This window comes from Dialister succinatiphilus YIT 11850, from assembly GCF_000242435.1.
In the GTDB taxonomy this organism is placed as follows: domain Bacteria; phylum Bacillota; class Negativicutes; order Veillonellales; family Dialisteraceae; genus Dialister; species Dialister succinatiphilus.
Map to the genome: position 1 here is coordinate 580,184 of NZ_JH591188.1, position 23,753 is coordinate 603,936.

Genomic DNA, 23,753 nt, shown 5'->3' on the forward strand with positions numbered 1-23,753 from the left:
TAAGGTAATATTGAATCAATTTCCTGTTTCATGATTCAGTCTTTTCATATATATCACAGTCTGCCATGATTTTCAAGGCTTCATTTAAAGACGGATCCCTCAAGTCCTTCTCCGGAATACGGTCTCTGGAAACAGGGCGGTAGTCCTGCATCGGCTTTTCTGCCATCTCAGTGGAAGGAGAGGAGGGGGCTGCCTTTGGGGCAGACTGGAGCAGAGTAAAGGCCGCTGCTTCTTCCTCACCGCCCTTCAGCACTGTATGCATCTGGATGGGAGAACCGGTGACTTTAGCAAAGGCTTCGGCGGCTACCTTCTGGTAGGACTTATTATTTCCTGCAGCCACCAGAAACTGCTGCGGCGCAGACACGATGGCCCTGGTGTGGGTGCAGTAAATGAGGGTGCTCTTCCGAAGGCAGGTGAAGACATCGATACGGCGGATGGACATGAAATAGGACAGTACCTTCTGCCAGATGGCAGGGTAGGTTTTGGGGTCTATGAGAGAAGCATCAGGTTGGGATGATGGTGCTGCCGCCGGCTGGCCTGGCATGTTTTCAGCCGGTCCGGCTGCCGGCATGGGGGCAGGGGCTCGGGGCGTTTCCCTGACCGGCGGCCTATCCTTTCTCTGCACTGCCGGCCTTGGTGGCATATCTGAGGGAGCGGGGGGCTCCGGAGCAGAAAAAGCAGCCGACCCGGCAGGTATGGGCGATGCGGGAACCGGGGCAGGAGAAGAAGGTGCAGCAGGGTAGGAAGGGGCGGGCGCAGGAACCGGGGCCGGTGATGGAGATTGCGGGATGGACAGGGCGCCGCGCTTCAGGCGCGACACCTCTTCTTCCAGCTGGGCTACCCGCTGGGCCAGGGAATCCAGGGATTTAGACCCTTTCATGCGGCAGAGATGAAGAAGGCCCATTTCGGCGCTGAGCCTTGGTGAAGAACTCCGTTTCGTTTCATGGAGGGCTTCGTGGAGATAGTCAAAGAGGGAGTCCAGGTAAGGCGCAGGAAGGCGGGATGCATCGGAACGAAGCGTTTCCACCTGGCTGCCGTACTGGGAAAATTCCGGCGCCTTTGGATTGACCTTGCAGATCATCAGGTTTCTGAAATGTTCCAGAAGGTCACGGAGAATGGAGGCCGGTTCTTTTCCGCCCTGCAGGATCCGGTAAAAGAGGGACAGGGCGGAAGAGCTGTCACCGTTAAAGATATGATGGGAAAGATCCAGAATCATATCCTTTCCTGTGAGGCCCAGAAGGTCATATACCGCCGGCGCGTCAAGAACTTTGGATTCCGAGGCCGAGGAGCACTGGTCCAGCAGGGACAGGGCATCGCGAAGGCCGCCGTCTGCCCGGACGGCAATGAGGTCTGCGGCCTCTTCCGTCAGGGGAAGATGACTTTCTTTGGCAATATAGAGAAGATGGTTTTTGATATCCTCCACGGAAATCCGGTGGAACTCATACCGCTGGCATCTGGAAAGAATGGTGAGAGGAATTTTCTCCGGTTCCGTGGTGGCCAGAATAAAGAGCACATGGGACGGCGGTTCCTCCAGCGTTTTCAGGAGGGCATTGAAGGCTTCCTTGGTGAGCATGTGTACTTCATCGATAATGTATACCTTCTTCCTGCTCACTGCCGGCAGGGTGCGCACCGATTCCCGAAGGGCCCGGATTTCCTCAATGCCGCGGTTGGAAGCGGCATCGATTTCATAGACATCCAGACTAGAGCCTGCATTGATTTCCCGGCAGCTCTGGCATTCATTGCAGGGATTCACGCCGTTTGGATGAAGGCAGTTCACTGCTTTGGCCAGGATTTTGGCCATACTGGTTTTTCCTGTACCCCGGGGACCGGAAAAAAGATAAGCATGAGCCAGCCGGTCCTGCTCGATGGCCCGCTGGAGCGGTATGGAAATATGCTTCTGCCCCACCACCTCCGTAAACGTGCGGGGCCTCCATTTTCGATATAATGCTAAATAAGCCATAAATAACCTCCCGGCAGGAAAGATGAAAAAGGATTTGTATGGATTTTGGAAACCGGAAATGATTCCTTACCTTATTAATTATTATTACTATTATACAATACAGCAGGGAAAACCAGACATAAAAAAAGCCTTGCAGTCCTCATTTATGACAGCCTCCAGGATGCACCGTGTCACATGAAAAGGGCCACTTACGGCTGCTTCCTCTCGGACCTGACCGGGTTCATGGGATTTCATTGCACGGGGCCCGGAGACTGCCATAAATCAGTACTGCAGAGCCACGTACTATATTATACAGCATTATGGGGAAAATGCAATATGTGAAATAGTGGGCTGGTGAGTTAGTGGACTAGTGGTCCCCAGCCCCAATCCTCACCAGCTCACCAGCTCCCTAGCCCACTAGTCCACTAGTTCACTAGTTCACTAATTTATCACTACGAACATTTTACAAACGGGGAAAGTATTGTATAATAATAAAAATTATTGCAATTTGACGATATGGGAAATTGTCAAAAGAGAGAGGATGATTTATATGTCTCAAACAGTATGGTCCCTGGTGCCTCCTGTAGTTACCATTATTCTGGCACTGGCCACCAAAGAAGTGTACATGTCTCTTGCCATAGGTATCTTTATCGGTGCCTTCATGTTTGCAGGATTCAGTATACTGGGTGCTATCGACACCATGTTCCACATTATGTCGGACAAGGTGGGAAGCAATGTGTATATCCTTGTATTCCTTGTCCTTCTGGGGATTATGGTGGCGGCCATCCAGAAGTCCGGTGCTTCTCAGGCTTACGGTGATTATGCAGCCCGCACCATTAAAGGAAAGAAGAGCGCTCTTTTCGTAACCATGGCTCTTGGTATCCTGATTTTCATTGATGATTACTTCAACTGTCTCACCGTGGGTACCGTGATGCGCCCTGTGACAGACCGGTTTAAGATTACCCGTGCGAAACTGGCCTATATTATTGATGCCACCGCAGCACCGGTATGTATCATTGCTCCGGTTTCCAGCTGGGCTGCTGCTGTTACCTCCTCTCTTCCGGAGGGCAGTTCCATTGATGGTTTTGCTCTTTTCCTGGAAACCATTCCTTTGAACCTTTACGCCTGGCTCACCCTGATTTTCATGATTATCCTCATCGCTTCAGGCCGTGATTTTTCCCGTATGGCCAGGTATGAAAAACAGAGCGGCGGCACCTTGGTGATTCCTGCGGAATATGCCGATGATGAAGGCAGTGCGCCTGTGGGAAATGGGAAAATCATCGATCTCATCCTTCCGCTGGTGGTCCTTATCGGTGGATGTGTGTTCGGCATGCTTTATACCGGCGGCATTCTGGAAGGGAAGGGCGTGGCAGAAGCCTTTGCAAACTGCGAATCTGCCAGAGGCCTCGTTATCGGTTCTTTCATTGCTCTGGTATTTACCTTTGTATTGTACATTCCCAGAAAGGTTTTAAACTTCAGCACTTTCTGCAGCTGCTTTGTAGAAGGTTTCAAACAGATGACTTCTGCCATTATGATCCTGTCCCTGGCCTGGACCCTGTCCGGCATTGTAGGTAAGGATTACCTGAACATCGGCGGCTATGTAGGAAGCGTGGTTGCTGATAACGCCACCATTGCTATTCTGCTGCCGGCCCTGTTTTTCCTGGTGGCCATTGGCCTTGCTTTTGCTACCGGTACTTCCTGGGGCACCTTCGGTATCCTCATTCCTATCGTACTGGCTATCGTGTCCAATGATACTCATCTTATGATTATGACGGTGGCTGCCGTGCTGGCCGGTTCTGTAGGCGGCGACCATGTATCGCCTATTTCCGATACCACCATTTTGGCGTCGGCCGGGGCCCAGTGCCATCACATAGACCATGTGTCTACCCAGATTCCCTATGTTCTCGTGGTGGCTGTGAGCTGCGTGGCCGGTTATCTGGTGGACGGCATTACAGGAAACGGTATTCTCGGAGACCTGACAGGTCTGGTATGCATGCTCCTCATTATGGGCTTTTTCCTGAAATTTAAATCTACTAAAAACGCCGACTGACAGGCAACAAAAAAGCATCGTTGATGTTCTCATCAATGATGCTTTTTTATTGCCACGAATCAGCGATTCTTTATTTTATATACAAGACTGACCAGGGTGAGGATGGCGGTAAAGGCGGTAATGGTCATGGACCAGGCAATGCCTATGTGCATGTAGCCTGCAAGGGAGAAGTCCCAGGAAAAGTACATGATGGTAATGATGGCAGCCGCTATGCAGGCAATGGCCAGCATGGCAGGCTTTTCCCGGTACGTGACCAGAAAGAAAATGGCTGAAAGGTATCCGGCAGCTCCGGCGGCAGACAGGACATTGTCATGGTAGAGGACCAGGGATACGATGGACAGGATAAAAGCGTATTTCATGGGAACTCCTTTATTTTACAAGTTTCTGAAAATCGGCATCGCCATGGAGCCACTGGAAGTGGTCCTGGGCGGCAGCCTGGGGCTTTACGTTTTTCGGGTCCAGATCAACTGCTTTTTTCAGATATTCCAAAGCCTTTGCCTTGTCCCTTTTATCAGCGTAGTTGGTGGCAATGCCGTAGTAGGACCAGGTGTTATGGGGATCCTTATCCAGCACCTTCTGGAAGAAGCGGATGGATTCATCGTAGTGTTTCCCCAGTTTCTGGGCCATGGCCATATCGAAATAAGCCTGTACGTAGTCCGGGTTGATGGAGAGGGATTTTTGGATGGTCCCAATGCCTTCTTCCGGTGATATATCAAAGGCCTGGATAATGCCTTTCAGAGAAAGGGCTTTGTAATTTTCGCCGTCTTTCTCCAGAGCCTGATTGGCAAGTTCCAGGGCATGGAGATGATCTCCTTTTCCGTAGGCAGTAACTGCTTTCCGGTAAATCTGTTCCGATTCTTCGTTAATCTGGTGGACCGCAGGAACAGCAGCAGAATAAGCGGCGGAAGAGGGAGAGGGAGCCTTTGGCGTGCCGCATCCGCCGGCAGAAAGGGCAGCTGTTACCATAAGGGCGGCCAGAATAATGGATTTCATAGAAACTCCTTTATTTATTATGAAAATGGAAATGAAACCAGTATAATGAATGTATAAGACCGGGGAATTTCCTGCCGGTTCCTACTATTATAGCAGAAAAAGAAGGAGGATTATCATGAGTTCCTACGCATTCATTACAGGGGCCACCAGTGGTATCGGCCTCGCCAGTGCCAAAGCGCTGGCCGCCAAGGGGTATGGACTGGCTTTGGCTGCCAGAAATAAAGAAAAGCTGGAAGAGGTAAAAAAAGAAATCGAAGGGGCCATGGCTGTGCCGGTTGCCTGCTTTGAGCTGGATGTGAGGGATGCCGATGCCATCCGTGAGGTGACTTCCCGCTGCCTTAGCGAACTGGGAGCTCCCCGCATTCTTCTGAATGATGCCGGCCTGGCCAGGGGACTGGAACCTTACGGGGAAACAAAGGAAGAAGATATTCTTCAGATGATTGATACCAATATCAAAGGTCTCTTTCTGATGACCCGCGCCTTCCTTCCGGCCATGCTGGAAAAGAATGAGGGCCATATCATCAACCTGGGCTCCACCGCCGGCCTCTATGCCTATGCAGGGGCAGCAGTGTACTGCGCCACTAAGGCAGCGGTGAAAACGTTCAGCGACGGTGTCCGCATCGATGTCATAGACAGTGATATCAAGGTGACCACCATCCAGCCGGGCATTGTGGAGACCCCTTTCAGCGAAGTCCGTTTCCATGGCGATAAGGAAAGGGCAGCCCGGGTGTATGAAGGCGTAGATGCGCTGCAGGCAGAGGATATTGCCAATATTATTGCCTTCGTGGCGGACCAGCCCAAACGGGTGCAGATCAGTGATGTGGTGATCATGGCCAACCAGCAGGCTACGGGATTCATGGTAAGCAAGAAGGGGAAATAGTATCCTGTCGGTATGAGTTGCGTTCGTGTCATGCCGGATGGGAAACCTTTCGCAAGCAGTTTCCTGTCGGTGTGAAACACCATAGTGCCATGTCGTACAGGAAACTTTTCGCCAATAGTTTCCTGTCGGTAAGAAACACCAAAGCGTCAAGCCGGACAGGAAACTTTCAAAAAACATTTGCTTTTTCCCATCCGCTCTTGTATAATAAACAAGCTTGTTATTTTACAAGTAACTTCCTGGCCCGCAGTGAGTGCGGGACATAGGTCCGAAAAGGAGGCGAATTTCGTGAAAAAGTATGAAGTTATGTTCATTGTGAATGCAGCTAATGATGAAGTTATCAAGGCTGCTGTCAAACTGGTACAGGACACCATTACCAGAATCGGTGGTACCATTGACAATACTGATGAATGGGGCAAACGTCATCTTGCGTACGAAGTCAAGCATCAGAGTGAAGGATACTACGTAGTAGTTGATTTCCAGGCTGACCCGGCGCAGATTAAAGAACTTGACCGCGTTATCAAGATTCATGAAGAAATTATCCGTCATATCATTGTAAAACAGGATGACTAAGAGGTAGCACAATGAATTCAGTTCAAATCTTGGGAAATCTTGGACGGGATCCGGTGATTCGTGCAACGAAGACCGGCCGTTCCGTAGCATCGTTTTCTGTAGCAGTAAGCCGTACCTATACAACCCCCCAGGGTGAACAGCGGGAGCTTACAGACTGGATTAATGTTGTTGCCTGGGGTCCCCTGGCAGAAGCTGTTGGAAATCAGCTGAAAAAAGGCACCCGTGTATTTGTGGAAGGACGGATTTCCAGTCGTTCCTATGATGCTCAGGATGGCACAAAGAGATATGTAACAGAAGTTGTGGCCAATACCATTGCCATTCCAATCGGCACTCCGCGTAATTCTTCCTATGGTCCGCAGCAGGGAGGTTCCTTTGGCGGCGGCTTCGGTGGAAATAATGGCGGTTTCGGTGGAAACGGTTATAACGGCGGAAATGGCGGTTATAACAACAATCCAGCCGGACAGGGAGGCCAGCCGGGAGGAAATTTTGGACAGTTCGGTACGTCGTCCAAAGATGAAGATATTCCGTTCTGATATGCATTGATTTTGGAGGATATAGAAAAGCATGATTAGAAGAGATAGAGTAAGAAGACCGAGAAGAAAGGTCTGCCAGTGCTGCGTAGATCACGTAGACACCATTGATTATAAGAACGTTGCTGCACTGCGTCGTTTCGTTTCCGAAAGAGGCAAGATTCTGCCCCGTCGTGTAACCGGAACATGCGCAAAGCATCAGCGCAAAATCAATCTCGCTATTAAGAGAGCAAGAGCTATCGCTCTGCTTCCTTTCAGCGCTGACTGATGACCGTCAAAGGTCCCCGCTCAGGCGGGGGCTTTTTTGTTTCCCATTGACAAGTCAACCTTTCATGGATATACTGAAATATATTCATAAAGTGCAACGAAGCTCTTGTTTCCCCCAGGGGATAACAGGAGCTTTTTTGCTTAGGGGAAGTGCCTCTTTCATGAATGGAGACGATACCCGTTGTTTCCGCATGAATGGTGCTTCATTTTTTATATTTGGGGGTGGCTTATGAATCAGTCAGAAGGATTTGGAAAGAAATATGGCCTGTTCCTGGCATTGGCTGCCATGGCACTGGTGTACCTCTTCCCGACTCCTGTGGATCTGCCTACCCAGGGACACCGGCTCATCGGTATCCTTGTGTTTGCAGTCATTATCTGGATGACCGAAGGAGTTTCCTATCCGGTCAGTGCGTTTGTTATTGTGGTGTTTATGGCATTTTCTCTGGGCATGGCGCCTAATCCCGCCAAACCGGAGACTCTTCTTGGCACCGGGAAAGCCCTGCAGATGGGGCTTTCCGGATTCTCCACTTCAGCCTGGGCTCTGGTGGCAGGTGCCATGTTCCTGTCGGCAGGCATGATGATTACGGGTCTGGATAAGCGTATCGCCCTGGTGGTCATGTCCCATATCGGCGTGAAATCCAGCCATCTGGTGATTGGCGTCATTTTCGTGGGATTCCTGCTTTCCTTCTTCGTTCCCTCCACTACGGCCCGTGTATCCTGCATGGTGCCTATCGTGGTAGGCATTATCCGGGCCTTTGGGCTAGAGAAGGGCTCCACCTTTGCTGCTGTGCTCATGATGGCAGTGGCCCAGGCCGATTCCCTCTGGAATATCGGTATCAAGACCGCAGCTGCCCAGAACATGGTAGCCATCGGATTTATCCAGCAGGTACTGGGCAAGGATATCAGCTGGCTGGAATGGTTTATCGCCGCTGCTCCCTATGCAGCTATTATGTCGGTGGTGCTTTATTTCCTCCTTATCCATGTCATGCCTCCTGAGGTGAAGGAAATGCCTGGCGGCAGGGAAGCATTGGAAAAAATGCTGAAGGATCTGGGGCCTGTTTCCCGGGATGAAAAGAAACTGCTTCTGATTTCGGCGCTGCTCCTTTTCTTCTGGGTAACGGAGAAGAAACTCCATCCCTTTGATACTACCACCGTCACCATTACCGGCATTATGCTCATGATGCTTCCGAAAGTGGGCTTTATGACCTGGAAACAGGCAGTCCCCCATATCAACTGGGGCACGGTCACCCTTTTCGGCGTAGGCATCAGTCTGGGTACGGCTCTTCTGAAATCGGGGGCTGCCATCTGGCTGGCCAATCATTTTGTGGCCCTCTTCGGCATGGAAACCATGTCTCCTCTTGTGGTCATTGCGGTGCTGGCCTTCTTCCTCACCATTATCCATCTGGGCTTTGCCAGTGCCACAGGGCTGGCATCGGCCATGATTCCGATTGTCATTGCAGTTCTTCAGAGCGTGAAGACGCCGGGCATTGATGTGCTGGGCATGACCATGATTCTTCAGTATACCATCTGCTTCGGCTACATCCTGCCGGTGAATGCCCCGCAGAATATGATCGCCTACAGCACTGGATACATTACATCCAAGGATTTCCTCATTACCGGCATTCCTTTCACCGTGCTGGCTTATGCCATGATTCTTGTATTCTCTGCCACTTACTGGCACTGGCTGGGTTACGTGGGGTGAGGGAGACGATAGATGGTAGAGGTCAGACATCAGACTGTGTTATGTGCTAACCTTACCGCCCCATCGTCATTCTGAGCGAAGCGAAAAATCTTGGCTCCCGCTAACATTGACTTCGACTGGTTCACTAGTCCACTAGTCCACTAGTCTACTAGCTCACTAGTTCACTAGTCCACCAGCTCACTAAAAAAGCACTTCCTTTGGGAGGTGCTTTTTTACATGGAAAAATGGAAAAGAAAGGGAGAAAGTCTTGACAGGGAGGGGCATGAATGATATTCTAATAACGTAAGTTAGCACTCGAGACCAATGAGTGCTAATAACAAGGTGATAATGATGGCAGCACGCAGAACAAACAAGAATGAACCCCACGTTGGGGCCAATGAACTGAATGAAAGAAAAAGAAAAGTACTGTGGGCCGTTGTACAGGATTATGCGGATACCGCTGAACCGGTAGGCTCCAGGACCATTGCGAAGAAGTACAATCTGGGCGTCAGCAGCGCCACCATCCGCAATGAAATGCAGGACCTGGAGGATGAAGGATATCTGGAACAGCCCCATACTTCGGCAGGACGTATCCCTTCCATCAAGGGATATCGTTTTTACGTGGACTGGCTCATGCAGCCGGCTCCCGTTTCCAGTGAAGAAAAATCCATGATTGACAGCATGCTCCTGGATCATGTGACCAAGGTGGATGAGATTTTCCGCAACATGGCAAAGGCGGTATCATCGCTCACCCATAACCTGTCTGTGGCAACGTCAGCGGGAATCAAGAAGAAATTCAACTATATCCGATTCCTTCCCCTGGATGGAGAAAGAGCCATTCTGCTGGTCGTTACAGACCGGGGGGATGTGTCCAATGCAGTGGTGGAAATCCCAAAGGGAAGTACCTTTGATGAAATGCAGCTGCTGGCAGACAGGATGAACCATTTCCTCCACGGCCGTGACATTGACAGCATGGATGAGAAAGAAATCCTTACCTTCCAGAAAGATATAGAAAAGAATCTCAGCCCCTATGTGAATGTGTTCAAAACCCTGCAGCGGGTATTGACCCCGCAGCAGGAAGTCTATTCCGGCGGTGCATCCCAGCTGATTGAGCAGCCGGAATTCAAGAATGTGGAGAAAATGCAGGATATCCTGAACCTTTTGGAACAGCGGGACATGCTGGAAAGCATGCTTCTCTCCAGTTCAGACCAGCCCATTGCAGTCCATATCGGCACGGAGAACCCCATGAAATCCCTTTCGGACCTGTCCATTGTGAGAGCCCAGTTTTCCTCGGGCGGCAGGGTCATCGGATCGGTGGCAGTGCTGGGACCTACCCGGATGCAGTACAGCAAGATTATCGGTATGATGCGGTTTATGCAGGATAGACTGGATCAGCTTTTGAAGAATAAAGAATGAGACAAGGAGGCTCCCGTATGAAAAATGAAGAAGTCAAAGTGAAAGTGAATGCGGAAGAACCAAAATCTGAAAAGAGCGCAGACAGAAAAGACGCGGAAAAGGCTAAAAAGCCTACGGCCAAAGAACTGGAGCAGCAGGTGATTTTCCTCACAAAACAGGCCGCCGATGCCCAGAAAAAGGCAAGGGAAGCGGAAGACAAGGCAAAGTCCGAGGAAGTCAAGTTGCAAACCGCCCTGTCCCAGTACGTACGGCTGCAGGCGGATTTCGACAATTTCCGCCGCCGCACGAAAGACAACGAAGCCAAAGCGGCAGACACCTACAAGGCGGAAACGCTGAAATCCTTCCTTCCGGTACTGGACAACTTTGAACTGGCCCTTTCCCATATGAAAAAAGATGGTTCCGGGGAGGCCTATCTGAAGGGATTTGAACTTCTCCAGAAACAGATGGTCAAAATTATGAATGACTTTGGCGTCAAGGAAATTGAAGCCAAAGGAAAACCTTTTGATCCCCATTTCCATGAGGCCGTCATGATGGTTGCATCCGATGAAATGGATGATGAAACCATTGCCCTGGTTTTCCAGAAGGGCTATCTCTATAAAGATACCGTTTTAAGGCCTGCCAAGGTACAGGTTGTGAAAAACAGCTGACATTGGCAGTTACATAGAATTTTCTGTTTTCCATTAGAAATATACGCATGAAAGGAGACATTTTAAATGTCAAAAGTAATTGGTATTGATTTAGGTACGACAAACTCCGTTGTTGCAGTGATGGAAGGCGGCGAGCCTGTCGTTATTCCTAACGCTGAAGGCTCTCGTCTGACTCCTTCTGTGGTAGGTTTCTCCAAGAACGGTGAACGCCTGGTAGGCCAGCTGGCTAAAAGACAGGCTGTGTCCAACCCGGACCGCACCGTAGTTTCCATTAAACGTCACATGGGCAGCGATTACAAAGTCACCATTGACGGCAAATCCTACACACCCCAGGAAATTTCCGCTATGATTTTGCAGAAGCTGAAGGTGGATGCAGAAGCTTATCTGGGTGAAAAAGTCACAGAAGCTGTTATTACCTGCCCGGCCTACTTCACCGACAGCCAGCGCCAGGCTACCAAGGATGCCGGCGCCATTGCAGGCCTCAAGGTTCTGCGTATCATCAACGAACCGACCGCATCTGCCCTGGCTTACGGCCTTGATAAGATTAAAGACGGCAAGGAACATCGCTTCCTGGTTTACGATCTGGGCGGCGGCACCTTCGATGTGTCCATCCTTGATCTGGCAGACGGCGTATTTGAAGTCGAAGCTTCCAGCGGCAACGGCCATCTGGGCGGCGATGATTTCGATGCCCGCGTGATGGACTGGATTGCAGATACCTTCAAGAACCAGAACGGCTTTGAACTGAAACGGGATCCCATGACTAATCAGAGACTGAAAGAAGCTGCTGAAAAGGCAAAGATCGAACTGTCCTCTGTTATGTCCACCGACATCAACCTGCCCTTCATTACCATTGATTCTAATGGCCAGCCGGTTCACTTCGATGCTACTCTGACCCGTGCCGTATTCGACCAGATTACGGAAGACCTGGTACAGGCTACGGTAGAACCTATGGAAAGAGCCATGAAGGATGCCAACCTCACCATTGACGACATTGATAAGATCCTTCTGGTAGGCGGTTCTTCCCGTATTCCGGCCGTACAGACCCTGATTCGCAACAAATTCCATAAAGAACCATCCAAGGGTGTAAACCCCGATGAATCCGTAGCAGTCGGTGCTGCTATTCAGGCCGGTGTTCTCAAAGGCGAAGTCAAAGACGTACTGCTTCTCGATGTGACTCCGCTGTCCCTGGGCATTGAAACCCTGGGCGGTGTATTCACCACTATGATTAAGAGAAATACCACCATTCCTACATCCAAGACCCAGGTATTCTCCACCGCTGTCGATAACCAGCCTTCCGTTGATATCCATGTTCTTCAGGGTGAACGTCCCATGGCTGCCGATAACAAGACACTGGGCCGCTTCGAACTGAGCGATATTCCGCCGGCTCCGCGGGGAGTTCCTCAGATTCAGGTCACCTTCGATATCGATGCCAACGGCATTGTTCATGTTTCCGCCAAAGATCTGGGCACCGGCAAGGAACAGAAGATTGATATTACCTCTTCCTCCGGCCTCTCTGATGAAGAAATCAAGAGAATGCAGGATGATGCCAAAGCCCATGAAGCAGAAGACAAGAAACGCAAAGAAGCCATTACTGCCAAGAACAATGCAGAAGCCCTCATTTACCAGGCTGAAAAGACAGTGAAGGAACTGGGAGACAAAGCAGACCAGGGCAAAGTGAAAGAAGTCAATGATGCCATTGCTAAACTGAAAGAGACTCTGAAAGGCAACGATACGGAAAAGATCAAAGCCGATGCAGAAGCTCTCACCAAACCGCTCCATGAACTGACTGAAAAACTGTACCAGCAGGCACAGCAGGCTCAGCAGGCACAGCAGCAGGCCCAGAATGCCGGCGCTCAGCAGGGACCACAGGCCGGAGCTAAAAAAGACAAGGACAATGTAGTAGACGCAGACTATAAAGTTGTCAATGACGACGATAAGAAATAAGGAATAGTGTGATTTCTTTATGGCAGACAGCAAGGATTATTATGACATCCTTGGCGTAAGTAAAAACGCCACCGATGATGAAATCAAAAAAGCATACAGAAGACTTGCCCGCAAATACCATCCGGATCTGAACAAGGACAATCCCAAAGCGGCAGAGGAAAAATTCAAGGAGGTCAATGAAGCCTACCATGTGCTTTCCGATGCCGACAAGAGAGCCCAGTATGACCAGCTCGGCCACGATGCCTTTCAGCAGGCCTCCCGCGGCGGCGCCGGCGCCGGAGGCTTCGGCGGATTCGGCCAGGGCGGATTCAACGGCCAGGGCTTCGACTTCGGCGGCTTCGATATGGGTGACATTTTCGACATGTTCACCGGCGGCAGCCGTCGGAGAAACAATGGCCCCGAGCAGGGGGCAGACCTCCGCTACGATATGACCATTACCCTTCGGGAAGCCTTTACCGGTGTGAAGAAGAAATTCTCCGTCACCAAGAACGATACCTGCAGCCACTGCCACGGCAGCGGCGCAGAACCGGGCTCCTCCGTAGATACCTGCCCTGCCTGCCACGGCACAGGTCAGCAGCGTATCGTAAGAAACGGCCCCTTTGGACAGATGGTGAATATCGTCACCTGTCAGCAGTGCGGCGGCACAGGGAAGATTATCAAAAACAAGTGCAAGGAATGCCATGGCAGTGGTACTGTCAGAGCGTCCAAGACCATTGAAGTTAATATCCCTGCCGGTGCCGACAGCGGCGTCCGCATGAGGGTGGCCGGCGAAGGAGAGCCCGGCAGGAGAGGCGGTCCGAAAGGAGACCTCTATGTCTACATTTACGTGGAAGACGATCCGGACTTTGAAAGGGAAGGCGACGACCTTTACAAGACCGTCAATATTTCCTATCCCGTAGCAGCCCTTGGCTCCACCATCAAGGTGAAGACCCTGGACAAAGAAGTGGAACTCAAGGTTCCAGCCGGTACCCAGACAGGCACCCGGTTCCGCATCTCCGGCGAAGGCATGCCTCATCTGCAGTCCTCCCGCAAAGGGAACCTCTATGTGGAAGTCCATGTGACGGTGCCTAAGCGGCTGAACGAAGACCAGAAGAACGCACTCCTTCACTTTGCCAATGAAATGGGAGAAGACTGCTCCCAGTATAAAGGAAAGAGCTCCTTCCTTGATAAAATCATAGACAAGTTCAAACAGTAATAAAAAAATCCCATCGGTTATCCGGTGGGATTTTTGCGTTGGGGGAGGGGCCTTTGGGAAAAAGGCATGAAAAAAGAGGAAATGCTTCGCGAAAAGCATTTCCTCTTTTGTATTTCCATAGTCCGCTGAAAAACGAATTACTTGGAGTACAGTTCGACGATGTTGGTTTCGTTGACTTCGTCCTTGTAGGGGAGTTCGTCTCTCTGGGGGAAACGGGTGAGGGTTGCAGTCCAGTTGTCGAAGGACTTTTCGATGTATGGAAGATCGAAGGTCTTCAGTTCCTGGAAGGACTGTTTGAACATTTCATTGGTTCTGTAGGATTCCTTCAGGGAAATAACCTGTCCCGGACGAACGGGGTAGGAAGGAATGTCTACTCTCTTGCCGTCAACCACGATGAGTCCGTGGGTAACCATCTGACGAGCCTGACGGATGGAACGTGCAAAGCCTGCACGGTATACAAGGTTGTCCAGTCTGGTTTCCAGCAGGAACAGCAGGTTTTCGCCTACGACGCCGGACATTCTTCTTGCTTTATCATAATAGCGGTAGAACTGCTTTTCAAGCAGGTTGTACATCGCTTTAACCTTCTGTTTTTCGGACAGCTGTACGCCGTATTCAGACTGTTTCTTCTGACGAGCGTCAGCGACCTGCCGTTTTAACGCTTTCGGATGGCCGTAAATATTTACGCCGAAACGTCTGCTTGTCTTAAAACGGAGATTTCTGTTTGTTGCCATTGTGTAAATCACCTCTCTAAAAATTATGCTGATCGAATATGAACAGCTTTTATATTATAAGGGATTCATGGAGCGATGTCAATATATTTTTGAGAGTAGGGAATGTGGGGCGCCTACGGCGCGGTCGGGATCGCGGTCGGGAGTGGGGCGCCTTTTAATTTATTGAAGTCGCCAGTATGGATAAAACAGCTTTAGTGGACTAGTGAGCTGGTGGGCTAGTAAAAACCATACAACCGCCCTTACGGGCGAGGGAAAACCATATAACCGCGCCTGCGGCGCGAGGAAATGCCCCCCTTGGTGGCTGGCGCTACCCGCTTTCTAGGGAAGGGGGCTCTTGCTCTTCGTCCTGCAGCACTGGTGACATAAAACCAAATCCCGTAACGCAGATTTCATAAGCATTGCCCGCAGGGCAATCCACCACCCTCTGAACCCTGAACCTATTTTCTTCCCTTCTCCGCCATGGTGAAGAAGTTTTCCAGAATTTTCCCGCCTTCCGGAGTCATAATGGATTCGGGATGGAATTGGAGGCCGTAGATGGGATAGTCCCTGTGTTCCACGGCCATGATTTCCCCGTCTCTGGTGCGGGCGGTGATTTTGAGGCAGGAAGGCATGGTGGATTCCACGGCGGCAAGGGAGTGGTAGCGGGCTGCTTTGATAGGCGATTTCATGCCTCTAAAGAGGGGACTCTCGGTATCGACTTCCACGTCATAGGCTTTTCCATGGACCAGTTCTTTGGCGTAGGATACGGTGGCGCCGTAGCACTGGCAGATGGCCTGGTGGCCCAGGCATACGCCCAGAATGGGAATGCGGGGGCCGAAGAAACGGATGGCATCCACGCAGATGCCTGCGTCTTCCGGACGTCCGGGACCGGGGGAGATAAGGAGGGCCTTAGGGTTCATTTCTTCCAGCTCCGGAAGGCTCAATGCATCGTTCCGGATGACTTTGATGTCCGGATAGAGGTTTCCTGCCAGCTGATAGAGGTTATAGGAAAAGCTGTCATAGTTATCAATCAGAATAATCATCTGTCCAGTCCTCCTTCTGCCAGGTGAATGGCGTTGACTACGGCTTTGGCTTTATTGAGACATTCCTGATATTCCTTTTCCGGTACGCTGTCGGCTACAATACCGGCGCCGGATTGGACACAGAGGACGCCTTTTTTCTTATAGGCCAGCCGGATGCCGATACAGGTGTCCATATTTCCGGAAAAATCAAGGTATCCTATGGCACCGCCGTAGATTCCCCGTTTTCTTGATTCTTCTTCCTCAATGATTTCACAGGCCCGGAGTTTGGGGGCGCCGGAGAGGGTGCCCGCAGGCAGGACGGCGTCGATGACGTCCAGGGCATCCTTGCCGGGGGCAATGGTACCTTCTACGGTGGAGCCGATGTGCATGACGTGGGAGAAGCGGAGGATGTTCAGGTATTTCTCCACTTTCACGGAGCCGATGCGGCTGACTTTCCCCAGGTCGTTACGCCCCAGGTCTACCAGCATATTATGCTCGGCCAGTTCTTTGTCATTGGAAAGGAGTTCTTTCTCCAGGGCCTGGTCTTCTGCTTCGGTTCTGCCTCTCGGCCTTGTGCCTGCCAGGGGGTAAGTGTGGAGGATGCCGTTTTCCAGTTTACCCAGGGTTTCCGGTGAGGAACCGGCGATTTCTACCTGGTCACTGGTGAAATAGAACATATAGGGGGAGGGGTTTTCCATGCGGAGCAGGCGGTATACGTCAAACAGGGAGCCCCTGGCTCTGGCGGTCAAAGGATTGGAAAGGACTACCTGAAAAATGTCGCCTTCGTAAATATGGTGTTTGGCATTTTCCACCATGGCGCGGTATTCTTCCATGGAATGGGCGGGAGTGAGGTCCTCTTCCAGCTGGAGGGGCTTTGAGGCAGCTCTGGCGCCGCTTTTCAGCAGATTTTCCATATCATCCAGTACTTTTTCCGCCTCCCTGTAAGAAGAGGTAATGTCGTCCGTGGCAACGCCGGTGACCAGAATGATTTTCTGCTTGTAAGCATCGAAGATAATGAGCTTGTCGAAGAGCATGAGGTCTGCATCATTGAAGTCTCCATTGTCTTCATGGGACAGATGGAGCGTGGGCTCTGCGTATTTGATGTAGTCGTAGGAAAAATAGCCTACCAGTCCTCCTGTAAAAGGGGGAAGGTCAGGAAGCTTCGGGCTTTTATACCGGGAAAGGATCCGGCGGATTTCCTCACCGGGATGGGTAACTTCCTTTTTGATGATTTCCGGATGTTCCCCATCTACTCCTTTAGTGATGGTGAGGTGGCCGTTCAGGCAGGTGATTTCCAGGGTAGGATCATAGCCCAGAAAGGAGTAGCGGCTCCAGGGCTGGTTATTTTCCGCACTTTCCAGCATAAAGCAGTGATGACTGGCGGCGCGGAGTGTTCGCATGACTTCAATGGTGGTGAAGCGGTCTGCCATGATTTCTCGGCAGACTGGAATCCTTCGGTAATCACCGGATGCATTGATTGCTTTGACTTCCTCTAATGTTGGATACATAATGACCTCCTTATGGAAGCAGGAATCCCTCGAAGGGATCTTCCCGTACCTGCCGGGATACAAAAAATCCGTCCCCGGCAGAAAAAACTCTGCCAAGGACGGAATACATTCCGCGGTGCCACCTTGTTTCACGATGTCGTGCTCTTTGCAAGATACTATCATATCTCCGGCATGCTAACGCCTGCCCTGCGTTGCGGTATACTCTGTCAGTCATTTCGCCGCACCCTCAGCGGTCCATTTGGCAGGCTGCCTTTCCATCCATTCTCACCAGGTAGGACTCTCTTTGGGCGCATTTCCTGCTTTGATCTCCGCATCAACGGTTTCTTGATTAGAAGATTATATCCTTTGATGCTGTTTGTCAAGGGGAAGAATATATTTTTACTCAGGATAAGAAACCCAGACAGAGGGCTCGCCCTTTTCATCATGATGGATGCCCGGGATTTCCGGCGTGAAATCGGGAAATTCCTTTCCGTATTCTTCCAGGAAAAGGAAGTAGGACAGTACCTTTTCCGTCCACTCTTCACCGGTGGCAAGGGCGCAGATGCCCGGCGGGTAGGGAAGGATATTTTCCAAGGAAATATGACCTTTGGCTTCTTTCAGGGGGATTTTTTTCCTGTTTCCTCTGATGAAATTCTCGTGGGCTCTTTTGGGGGAAAGGGGACGGGGCGGGAAATCCTCTTCCCGGAAGAGACACTGCTGCAGCTCTCCGGCATGGTGAGAGAGAAGAAAATCATGGAAACGGCGGCAGTAATCCTGAAGCCCTTCGCCGGGCAGGGCTTTGACAGAGGGCATGAATCGATCCATGGGGCAGTTCTGGAAATAGGCTTTTTCAAACTGCTTGAGCCAGTGCATGAGGTACTTGTATTTCTTTTTTGTATCTCCCGGTTCTGCCAGAAAGAGAAGGGTATAGAAATCGGACTTTTCCGGGGTGATGCCCTTCCTTTCCAGGTAGGCGGAAAGAAGGGGGGCCGGGATGGAGTGCTTCCTGCTTTCAGAAAAGGTGCCGGTGGTGAGCAGGATTTTGCAGGGATCCAGGAGGCATAAGTCGGCTGCGGAACGGTCAAAGCCATGCCAGGTTTCATCAGGCCCAGGGGTGAAGAAGGCAGCATCTTCCATGAGGACCGATGTTTTTTCTTCCTCCCACTTCCGGCCATGGACTAGCGGCGGAAGAAAAGGACTGAAGAGGGTGGTCTCCTTTAAAAGAGCTTTTTTGAAGCGGGTGGCAGATAGGAAGGCTTTCTTCCAAAGGATGGCGCCCTTTTCTTTATGCATAAATGCATTCATTTCCAGTCCTGCCAGAAGGGGGTAGTAGGGAGATGTGGAAATATGCATGAGAAAGGTGTCCTGCATCACATCATGGGGAAGGTAATAGGATTTTTCCCTGATGTGGCTGTCCTTTTTGTGAATCTGGGAGGTCATGGAGAAACCGGAGAGCTGTTTATGCACGGACTGGGTGATGAGGATGCCCGGTGATTCTTCAGAAAGGGGAAAACGGAGGACGGCGGCGTCTTTCAGGAGGGGAATGAAATTTTCGTGGCCGCCCCAGGCGTCGTCAAAAAGAATGTATTCACAAAGAGGCCCGATTTTTTTCAGAATTTTTCGGATATTGTAAAAAAGGCCGTCATAGGTGCATATCTGCAGGCAGGCCAGACGGAAGGGACGCTTTTTTTCAGCAAGCCGGGGACTGATTTTTCGGATTTCTTCCCGAAGGTGTGTTTCTTCCAGAGATGCGGCAAGGATGGGGCCGATGACGCCGCAGTCGTTGCGGCAGGAGGAAAGGTATACCGGCAGCGCCCCTGCTTCAAGCAGTGCTCCCTGCCAGGTGGATTTATGGTTGTTCCGGTCAAAAAGGACCAGGTCCCCCGGTGAGAGGAGGGCATTGGCGCAGATGCGGTTGGATGTGGACGTGCCGCCCAGCACGAAAAAGCATTCATCGCTCCCCCATACCGAAGCGGCGAGGCGCTCCGCTTCTCCCGATACCCCTTCATGGGATGAGGGATCACCGATGGCAGAAGAGGAATCGGAAATATCCGCTTTGAACATGCCTTCGCCAAGGGCAGTGGTGAAGATTTTTCCTTCGTCGGTAAGGTTAAAAAAGCTTCCGCTGTGGTGGCCGGGGGTGTCAAAATCACAGCGCTTTTTTCCTGCCTCTGCCAGGAGGGCAGCCGTGAAGGGCGGAAGAGATTTTATTTTATTCTTATCTTTTTTCATATGAAGTCTCCTTATCAGGAAATATTATATCAATTTTGCCGGCTGCTAAGGAAGCACTGATTTATTCGCGGAGTCTGTTTTTATGAAGGAGGCACTACGGCACCTGTCGAACTGTCAGGCTCCTTCCTTAGGGAAGCATTGATTAATTCATAGAGTTTTCTTTTATAAGAATTTTTATGCACTATTTCGTCATGGGCTTCCTTAAATAGCTCGCTATTCGCGTCAGCCCATTCCTCACATTGCATAAAAATTCAAGAATAAAAGCAAACAATGATTTAATCAGCGCTTCCCTAGCTGGTAATCCTGCATAGGATTGCCAAGTCGGGCAAAGCCCTCCCTTAGCCTGCCCATAAAAGACCTTCCTTTTGTTTGCCCCACCGGAATGGAGCTGGGCGATAGGGCTGAGGAACATCGAAAGATTTTGGGCTGACTGTCAATCGGCAGCCTTCCCGCCGACTGGTATTTAATAGCATTTGCCTCATAAGCGGCACGTACCAAGATTCTTCGCCGGAGGCTCAGAATGACGAGTGGGAGGCGGGAAGGAAATCCCGTAACGCAGGCTATATACTCATCGCCGCCAAAGGCGGCGATACCACAACTCTCTGTACCTTTTCCTTCATAACCCTTCTACACAACCTGCCGCCGACAGGCGGCCATAACCTGCGGCGAAGCCGCGCCTTTTTTATACCTGATACATATGTCCTCTCTGCCGGACTATATGACCAGAGAGGCGAAAAGGCCTGGCGAAGGCCCTCCCAATCCCCGCGGTGCACAATCCATGGAAGCAGGGAGGAAGGACCTGACGCCTTCATGAATTTCACCTCTCCGGCGCGCCGAAAACTTCATAAAAACTCCTGAGGAAAAACCTGCTAGAAATCCTGGTGGCAACTATGGCTATACCTGCTTTTCCCTGACGACACAGATATTCCGCTTCGGCGGCTGCTCCTGGCCGATTCATCGAAACAGAACGCCTGAGCCCTACCGCGCATCAGCATGGGACGAATCAGGAGTTTTTACAGTGGAAAAAAGGCATGAAGAAATATCAATCATTTCTTCGTACCTTTTTTGCGTATGGAAAGATGACAGCACAAAAACACGGACACAAATCCCTGCCAGTCAGTATTGCGGGCCTCTCAGAATCAGGCGTCAACGCTGAGCATAAAGGAAAGTCCTGCAGCCGCCTTGAACTTGTCGTCCGGGAATGCGGGCTCATGCTGCAAGGGATGGTATCCGTGTTTTTATTTGGTTGTCTTGCTTTTTACGAATCTGCAGAATTCGTTCCGATTTTCCCGGGAAAATCGGGGAGGAAAATCAGGAGCCTGTACAGGGATTCATGGCGTCCTTTCTGCCAAAGCTGCATTCCGGCCGGAATATTCGCGATATACATGACAGATGGGACAGAGAATCCTTCCATGGAGTTTCCGGATTTCCTTCTCCATACATTTATATTGCATAAGCACCCCTTTTTCACAACCTTCCTTAAAAATTTTACTTTGATGTGCAGATAGCACCATCAGGATTCTGTCATTTCCAGGGAAGCACTGAGGAACACAGAAATAAATTTTCAAAATTTTTTTCTTTCAAGGGGTCTAGAAATCGAATCTTTTGCGATATTAATAATAGAGGGATGAAAAGACCTCATGAGACAATGAATCCGATTTCCAAACGGCCATCCTCCACATCCGCGGTAAAGAGAAGGGCAGGGAAATGAAGAATCATCAGGGAATTCCACTTTTCAATCCTCTCTTCTTCTACAATCGGCCGGCAATAGACAGAAGCAAATGCAGGATAAAAAACGGAAGACAGAAAAGCAATAAGGAAGAGCGCTCGCAGGACTTTCCTCTCTTTAGCGACAAGTATCGAGCAGCACCCACATAAGTGGGAGAGCCAAGGCGCGGACGCCGTATCTACTGGTTGAACTTACCTGGAGACTCCCCCTGATAGGCTTTTCTGTTTTTTGCGTGGTGAATTGGAATTAAGCTGAATAATCATATCATGCTAAAGGGGTTATGAAAGAAATGATGCTATTTTTTTCATAACCCCCTTTTAGCATGACAAAGAAAGTTCTCATCAAAATTTTCCATTTCCCACTTCTCATTTTTCATTCTCGCGGTATGTATATAGTAGAGGGACATGAAAAGCTCGCGGTTCTACAGAAAATCACTCCATATGTTTCCAAGCGCGCATAAGAAATGATTCTATGGAGTGAAGGAAAGTAGAAAATGGTACCGCTTTTCTTCCCTACCTGACCCGGCCGGGAAGGTAAATCTAAAGATAACAGAGAAATCCAGAACCTAGCCATCTATCACGGCAGAAATGACGGGAGCATTCTGCCTGGCGCGCGCCGTCGTGCAGGGGCGCAGTGATTTCATTGCTTTCTGATTTCATTCTAGAATTTTTATGGCAGACAAGGAGTGGAATAACGAAAATAGTAACTATTTAAGGAATTCTACGACGCAGTATGACATGAAAATTCGTATGAAATCAGAATCTGCAAGGAAATCATTGCTTCCCAGGTGCAGCAGTGGCCGTAGACCATGCAGACACTGAACTCATGACTGCCAGCAAAAGAGGGGCTGTGAAGAAATGATTAAACATTTTTTCACAGCCCCTTTTTCGTGGCGTGGAGGATAGTGGATAGAAAGCAGCCGGGCCTGTGTTCCAGTGTATTGTGTCAGGAGATCTCGGGGCTCCGTTTCACTGCCGACATGAAACTTAGGGGTTCATATCGGCATATATCTCCGCTCGAGATGACAATGGGGGCGGGCCGCTTATCGTCATTTCGAAAGGTCTGTAATGGCGCAATTATTTCTTGCTTCTCCTTCTAAATTTCCGTAAAATGAGGGTAGGGAAATGGGGCGAATCCATGAAGGAACAGCGATTTATCATAACGGAAAGTATGATGGATTCCCTATACGGCTACAATAACGCACAATATGACCAGCACGCCAAGCGGCTCCTGGCCAGTCGGAAGCTGCTGGCGGAAATCGTGAAAAAGGTGGTCCCGGAATTTCACGATGTCAGTACGACGGATATTGCAGAAAAATACATCGAAGGGGCGCCGCAGGTAGGAAATATTCCTGTAAACCCGGGATTGACTAATGCGGTACCGTCTCAAATCAAGGGCGACCGGAATGAAGATGGGGCGCCAAAGGAAGGATATATTACCTACGACATCCTCTTCCATGCCCGCGCACCGGGAACAGGGGAGCCCATCACACTGATTATCAACGTGGAGGCTCAGCGTACGCAGGTGGAATCCACTTTAGGTTATCATTTGATGAAACGGGCTGTCTTCTACGTCTGCCGCCTGATTTCCTCACAAAAGGAACGGGAATTTGAAGGGAAGGACTATAATAGTATTAAGAAAGTCTATTCCATCTGGATATGCATGGATTCCCCCAGTGGAAACAGCTATATTAACTATTACAAGCTGGAAGAAAAACACCTGCTCCACCGGTATAAGGAAGCGGCAGAAAACTACGATTTACCCAATATAGTTGTTATCAGTCTTGGTAAAAAAGCAGATAAGGATAAACTGATTCACCTGCTGCAGGTTCTTTTTAATGAACGGAAAAGGTCCTTTGATTCCAAAAAAGAAGTCCTGGAGCAGGAGTATGGTATAGATATGACACCAGACATGGAAAAGGAGATGACTACCATGTGCAACCTGAGCTTGAATATTTCAGAAGAGGCAATGAATGAAGGGCGCGTTTTGGGACGTGAAGAGGGACGTGTTTTAGGCCGTGAAGAAGGACTTAAAGAAGGAGAAAACAGAGCTTTGAGCAGAACTGCCATTCGCTTACTCACCATGGGCCTTTCTGTGGATGACGTGGCAAAGGGAACCGGACTTTCTGTAGAAGCGGTGGAAAAGATGAAGGAGAACATGGAATAAAAACGGTAAGCTGCATAGATAAAAAGAGCTGTGAGGAAATGTTATTCATTTCTTCACAGCTCTTTTGCAAGCAGCCTGATTTCTATCGTCCAATCCACGCTCCTCCTCCGTCGCCTAATGGCGTGCACAGCGGACATGAGTTGCACTAGCGAACTGGATTTGTAGGGGAGTGCCAACGACCTGAAAATCCAGTGAGTCAGTGACAGCAGAGGATGAAGGAGCGATAGCGACGCGCAAATCATAGTGAGTCGTTTCTCCACGGGAAAGCATGTCACTGGATTCTCGGGTCCCTATG

Annotated in this window: 19 protein-coding genes and 1 other RNA gene; 11 read left to right on the top strand and 9 right to left on the bottom strand. The window is 50.2% G+C overall.

Annotation, left to right across the window (positions count from 1 at the left end):
• Window positions 1-28: 28 nt before the first annotated feature.
• Both dnaX and ffs read right to left on the bottom strand, forming a co-directional pair.
• On the bottom strand, window positions 29-1,960 hold the full coding sequence (gene dnaX, locus HMPREF9453_RS08110) for a DNA polymerase III subunit gamma/tau (RefSeq protein ID WP_008860066.1): 1,932 nt from the start codon (window positions 1,958-1,960) through the stop codon (window positions 29-31).
• Window positions 1,961-2,110: 150 nt separating this feature from the next.
• An RNA gene (gene ffs, locus HMPREF9453_RS11250) (signal recognition particle sRNA small type) lies at window positions 2,111-2,210 on the bottom strand.
• A gap of 279 nt (window positions 2,211-2,489) precedes the next feature.
• On the opposite strand from ffs, the gene HMPREF9453_RS08115 reads away from it, so the two are divergent.
• Complete coding sequence (locus tag HMPREF9453_RS08115) at window positions 2,490-3,989, top strand: Na+/H+ antiporter NhaC family protein (RefSeq protein WP_008860067.1); 1,500 nt, start codon at window positions 2,490-2,492, stop codon at window positions 3,987-3,989.
• A 59-nt stretch (window positions 3,990-4,048) separates the two neighbouring features.
• On the opposite strand, the gene HMPREF9453_RS08120 is transcribed toward HMPREF9453_RS08115, so the two are convergent.
• Window positions 4,049-4,348 (bottom strand): hypothetical protein, encoded by a 300-nt coding sequence (locus HMPREF9453_RS08120; protein WP_008860068.1) that lies wholly within the window; start codon window positions 4,346-4,348, stop codon window positions 4,049-4,051.
• 10 nt (window positions 4,349-4,358) lie between these two features.
• Complete coding sequence (locus HMPREF9453_RS08125) at window positions 4,359-4,982, bottom strand: tetratricopeptide repeat protein (RefSeq protein WP_008860069.1); 624 nt, start codon at window positions 4,980-4,982, stop codon at window positions 4,359-4,361.
• Window positions 4,983-5,097: 115 nt separating this feature from the next.
• On the opposite strand from HMPREF9453_RS08125, the gene HMPREF9453_RS08130 reads away from it, so the two are divergent.
• The 9 genes from HMPREF9453_RS08130 to dnaJ all read left to right on the top strand — a co-directional run bounded on the left by HMPREF9453_RS08130 (window position 5,098) and on the right by dnaJ (window position 14,112).
• Entirely contained in the window at window positions 5,098-5,862 is a 765-nt protein-coding gene (locus HMPREF9453_RS08130) for an SDR family NAD(P)-dependent oxidoreductase (protein WP_008860070.1), read from the top strand.
• Window positions 5,863-6,147: 285 nt separating this feature from the next.
• Window positions 6,148-6,432: a 30S ribosomal protein S6 gene (gene rpsF / locus HMPREF9453_RS08135; RefSeq protein WP_008860071.1), complete on the top strand. Its 285-nt coding sequence runs from the start codon at window positions 6,148-6,150 to the stop codon at window positions 6,430-6,432.
• Between the two features lie 11 nt (window positions 6,433-6,443).
• Window positions 6,444-6,965 (top strand): single-stranded DNA-binding protein, encoded by a 522-nt coding sequence (locus tag HMPREF9453_RS08140; RefSeq protein ID WP_008860072.1) that lies wholly within the window; start codon window positions 6,444-6,446, stop codon window positions 6,963-6,965.
• A gap of 34 nt (window positions 6,966-6,999) precedes the next feature.
• The gene (gene rpsR / locus HMPREF9453_RS11255) at window positions 7,000-7,230 is read left to right on the top strand and encodes a 30S ribosomal protein S18 (protein ID WP_232217348.1); all 231 of its coding nucleotides are present in this window, start codon (window positions 7,000-7,002) and stop codon (window positions 7,228-7,230) included.
• Window positions 7,231-7,458: 228 nt separating this feature from the next.
• The gene (locus HMPREF9453_RS08145; protein ID WP_008860074.1) at window positions 7,459-8,931 is read left to right on the top strand and encodes an SLC13 family permease; all 1,473 of its coding nucleotides are present in this window, start codon (window positions 7,459-7,461) and stop codon (window positions 8,929-8,931) included.
• Window positions 8,932-9,261: 330 nt separating this feature from the next.
• Window positions 9,262-10,326 (top strand): heat-inducible transcriptional repressor HrcA, encoded by a 1,065-nt coding sequence (gene hrcA, locus HMPREF9453_RS08150; protein WP_050805713.1) that lies wholly within the window; start codon window positions 9,262-9,264, stop codon window positions 10,324-10,326.
• 17 nt (window positions 10,327-10,343) lie between these two features.
• Window positions 10,344-10,973, top strand: a complete 630-nt coding sequence (gene grpE / locus HMPREF9453_RS08155) for a nucleotide exchange factor GrpE (protein WP_008860076.1) — start codon at window positions 10,344-10,346, stop codon at window positions 10,971-10,973.
• A 66-nt stretch (window positions 10,974-11,039) separates the two neighbouring features.
• Window positions 11,040-12,917 (top strand): molecular chaperone DnaK, encoded by a 1,878-nt coding sequence (gene dnaK / locus HMPREF9453_RS08160; RefSeq protein WP_008860077.1) that lies wholly within the window; start codon window positions 11,040-11,042, stop codon window positions 12,915-12,917.
• Between the two features lie 19 nt (window positions 12,918-12,936).
• The gene (gene dnaJ, locus HMPREF9453_RS08165) at window positions 12,937-14,112 is read left to right on the top strand and encodes a molecular chaperone DnaJ (RefSeq protein WP_008860078.1); all 1,176 of its coding nucleotides are present in this window, start codon (window positions 12,937-12,939) and stop codon (window positions 14,110-14,112) included.
• Window positions 14,113-14,249: 137 nt separating this feature from the next.
• Here dnaJ and rpsD read toward each other — a convergent pair whose 3' ends face one another.
• The 5 genes from rpsD to HMPREF9453_RS12365 form a co-directional block, all read right to left on the bottom strand.
• Window positions 14,250-14,843: a 30S ribosomal protein S4 gene (rpsD, locus tag HMPREF9453_RS08170; protein ID WP_008860079.1), complete on the bottom strand. Its 594-nt coding sequence runs from the start codon at window positions 14,841-14,843 to the stop codon at window positions 14,250-14,252.
• A gap of 437 nt (window positions 14,844-15,280) precedes the next feature.
• On the bottom strand, window positions 15,281-15,865 hold the full coding sequence (locus HMPREF9453_RS08175) for an anthranilate synthase component II (RefSeq protein ID WP_008860080.1): 585 nt from the start codon (window positions 15,863-15,865) through the stop codon (window positions 15,281-15,283).
• On the bottom strand, window positions 15,862-17,352 hold the full coding sequence (gene trpE / locus HMPREF9453_RS08180) for an anthranilate synthase component I (RefSeq protein WP_008860081.1): 1,491 nt from the start codon (window positions 17,350-17,352) through the stop codon (window positions 15,862-15,864). The genes HMPREF9453_RS08175 and trpE overlap by 4 nt, the downstream gene beginning before the upstream one ends.
• A 378-nt stretch (window positions 17,353-17,730) precedes the next feature.
• Window positions 17,731-19,563, bottom strand: coding sequence for an Orn/Lys/Arg family decarboxylase (locus HMPREF9453_RS08185; protein WP_008860082.1), 1,833 nt, complete (start codon window positions 19,561-19,563; stop codon window positions 17,731-17,733).
• Window positions 19,564-20,894: 1,331 nt separating this feature from the next.
• Complete coding sequence (locus tag HMPREF9453_RS12365) at window positions 20,895-21,017, bottom strand: hypothetical protein (protein ID WP_262359548.1); 123 nt, start codon at window positions 21,015-21,017, stop codon at window positions 20,895-20,897.
• A gap of 1,445 nt (window positions 21,018-22,462) precedes the next feature.
• On the opposite strand from HMPREF9453_RS12365, the gene HMPREF9453_RS08195 reads away from it, so the two are divergent.
• Window positions 22,463-23,458 carry a hypothetical protein gene (locus HMPREF9453_RS08195; RefSeq protein ID WP_050805714.1) on the top strand — a complete coding sequence of 332 codons (996 nt, stop codon included), beginning with the start codon at window positions 22,463-22,465 and terminating at the stop codon, window positions 23,456-23,458.
• Window positions 23,459-23,753 lie beyond the last annotated feature (295 nt).